This window comes from Streptomyces calidiresistens (assembly GCF_014141525.1).
In the GTDB taxonomy this organism is placed as follows: domain Bacteria; phylum Actinomycetota; class Actinomycetes; order Streptomycetales; family Streptomycetaceae; genus Streptomyces; species Streptomyces calidiresistens.
The window spans coordinates 1-2,238 of record NZ_VKHS01000838.1 but is presented as its reverse complement, the minus strand read 5'-3'; the positions used below and the strand labels follow the sequence as shown (position 1 = coordinate 2,238).

At 67.4% G+C, this 2,238-nt stretch carries 4 protein-coding genes and 1 pseudogene; 4 read left to right on the top strand and 1 reads right to left on the bottom strand.

Annotated features, from left to right (window positions below; genetic code table 11):
- The 4 genes and pseudogenes from FOE67_RS23305 to FOE67_RS23290 form a co-directional block, all read left to right on the top strand.
- Nucleotides 1-222 (top strand): annotated as a pseudogene (locus FOE67_RS23305) (IS5/IS1182 family transposase); the annotation flags it as partial.
- An 83-nt stretch (nt 223-305) separates the two neighbouring features.
- Nucleotides 306-773 carry a hypothetical protein gene (locus tag FOE67_RS23300; RefSeq protein ID WP_182666810.1) on the top strand — a complete coding sequence of 156 codons (468 nt, stop codon included), beginning with the start codon at nt 306-308 and terminating at the stop codon, nt 771-773.
- A gap of 12 nt (nt 774-785) precedes the next feature.
- Nucleotides 786-1,564, top strand: a protein-coding gene (locus tag FOE67_RS23295) for an IS5 family transposase (protein WP_323385353.1) whose coding sequence is annotated in 2 segments (ribosomal slippage) — nt 786-1,115 and nt 1,118-1,564 — 777 coding nt in all. Because the reading frame shifts where the segments join, the coding sequence is not laid out codon by codon here.
- Nucleotide 1,565: 1 nt separating this feature from the next.
- Complete coding sequence (locus FOE67_RS23290; RefSeq protein ID WP_182666808.1) at nt 1,566-1,766, top strand: hypothetical protein; 201 nt, start codon at nt 1,566-1,568, stop codon at nt 1,764-1,766.
- A 215-nt stretch (nt 1,767-1,981) separates the two neighbouring features.
- Here the strand turns inward: FOE67_RS23290 and FOE67_RS23285 are convergent.
- On the bottom strand, nt 1,982-2,238 hold a 257-nt coding region (locus FOE67_RS23285), incomplete at its 5' end, for a hypothetical protein (RefSeq protein WP_182666807.1).

The following is a 2,238-nucleotide window of genomic DNA, read 5'->3' as shown; positions in this document are numbered from 1 at the left end:
GTCCGGGCCAGGGGCATCAAGCCGGTCATCGCCCGCCGCGGTGTCGAGCACGGCTCCGGGCCGGGTGTCCGTCGGTGGGTGGTCGAGCAGACCATCGCCCTGCTACACGGCTTCCGCCGCCTGCGGATCCGCTGGGAAATCCGAGACGACATCCACGAAGCCCTCATGCGCCTTGGCTGCGCGCTGATCTGCCGGCGCCGCCTCCGCACCGCATTGCGTTAGGAACTCTGAGAGGCCATCTCGTTTGGTGAGTCTGTGCGACGATTCGTCGGCCAGTGGGAAGTCATGAGCGGGGTCGAAGGTAGATGGAGTACGTCAATCTTGATGCGCAGGTCGGCGACCTGTCAGGGGTCTTGGACCCCGCTCGTTATCTGAGCCACCTGCCCTCGATCTCCGGTGATCTGCCGCCAGGAGCCCGGGCTTTCGCCACTGACACGGACCACTACGACTTCCGCAGCAGGCGATGTGTGAAGGACCTGATGCTCCGGGCCGTCCGGGGTGCCGGCGGTGAGGAGATGGAGGTCGAGTTCCAGCACAACTGCTGGAAGCACGACCAGGACCTGCTGATCCGCTACACAGGGGTGTCCAGCTTCATCAGCGATCCCGTCGACGAGGACCGTGGAACGGACCTCGGGGCTGTGATTCTCGACGAGATCCTGCCGCACAGGGACGGCTGCAGCCACGAAATCGCCTGCTGGGACGGCACCCTCACCCTTGTCTGCCGTGACCTCCGGGCAACCTGGACTGAGACCGTCTGCTCGAGCGAGTCGTAGGCGCGACAGGGCGTGGGGATTGTCGAGCGGCTGGTGCCGGATGAGCTGTGGGACCTGTTCCAGCGGGTGGTGCCGGAGGCGCCGTCGCGGCCACAGGGCGGTGGTCGGCGTCGGCACGGCGACCGGGAGGTGCCGGCGGCGATCGTGTTCGTGACCACGTCGGGCTGCACATGGCGGCAACTGCCGACAGCATCCTTCGGGCTGTCGGGGGCAACGGCTCATCGGCGGTTCAGCGCGTGGCCGAAGGCCCGGCACCGCCTGGTGCTCGACGAGCTCGGTGCCCGCGGCGAGCTGGACCGGTCCCGCTGTGCGATCGACTCTGTGAACATGCGGGCCTTGAAGAGGGGGACCTGACGGGTCTGAATCCTGTGGATCGGGGCAAGTACGGCTCGAAGATCCACTTGATCACCGAGCGCAACGGTCTGCCCCTATCCGTCGGAATCTCGGATGCGAACCTGCACGATAGCCGCGCCCTGATCCCGCTGATCAAGGGCATACCGCCGATCCGATCCCGCCGCGGACGCAGGCGGCGCAAGCCGGGCAAGCTCCACGGCGACAGGGGCTACGACTACGCCCACCTGCGGCAATGGTTACACGGACGCGGCATCACCCACAAAGGGATCGAGTCCTCACAGCGGCCGGGCCGCCACCGCTGGACCATCGAACGCACCATGTCCTGGCTCGCTGGCTGCCGCCGCCTCCACCGTCGCTACGAACGCAAAGCCGACCACTTCCTCGCCTTCATCGGCATCGCCTGCACCCTCATCTGCTACCGCAGGCTCACCAAATGAGATGACCTCTAAGTCGAATTCCCCAGGGCTGATTGCCACGGATGTCGAACTGCGGGCCGCCGTCACCACCCGCGCCCGCCGGCCGGCCGACGGCCTCGAGCGCTCCCGCATCCCGCGCCAGGACCTCACCCGGGCCCTGATGCAGGCGTTCGCCGACCCCGACGACCCCCGCGTCTATCGCGCACTGCGCCAGTGGATGTAAGGAGCAGAACAAACGGGCGGAAGCCGGTTCCTGAGTCGCCCCGCGGTCCTTCCAAATTTGGAAGGAAGCGTTCGAATGATTCGAACATCCCGCCTGGCCGGTGCCGTTCCCTCGGAGTGGGGTCGACCGGTTTCCGGGGAGGCCGTGACTGCGCTGCCCGACCACTGATGGCCGGGCAGGGCAGTGTCTGCCTGCTTGCCGCCCCCGTTCCCGCCTCACGGGATCGGGTCGGTGAAATCGCGGCGCTTCCTCCCGTCCGGCGGGAGGGGACCGGGATCCCGCCCTCCCGGGAGCCAGGACGCCGGTTCCCGGGGTGGGGAGGAGTGGATGTTCACGGTGTCGGCGAAGCCGACTCCCACGCTGTTGCCCTCCGCGCGGAGCGAGAAGCCCATCGAGGACTGTTCCGACACGGCCTTCGGTCCGGCGGGACCATTGCCCTCATGGGTGGGGCGTGGGCTGTCTCTTATACACA

Coding starts and splice junctions, on each gene's coding strand:
- FOE67_RS23290 (WP_182666808.1), top strand. CDS start 1,566: ATGACCTCTAAGTCGAATTCCCCAGGGCTGATTGCCACGGATGTCGAA.
- FOE67_RS23300 (WP_182666810.1), top strand. CDS start 306: ATGGAGTACGTCAATCTTGATGCGCAGGTCGGCGACCTGTCAGGGGTC.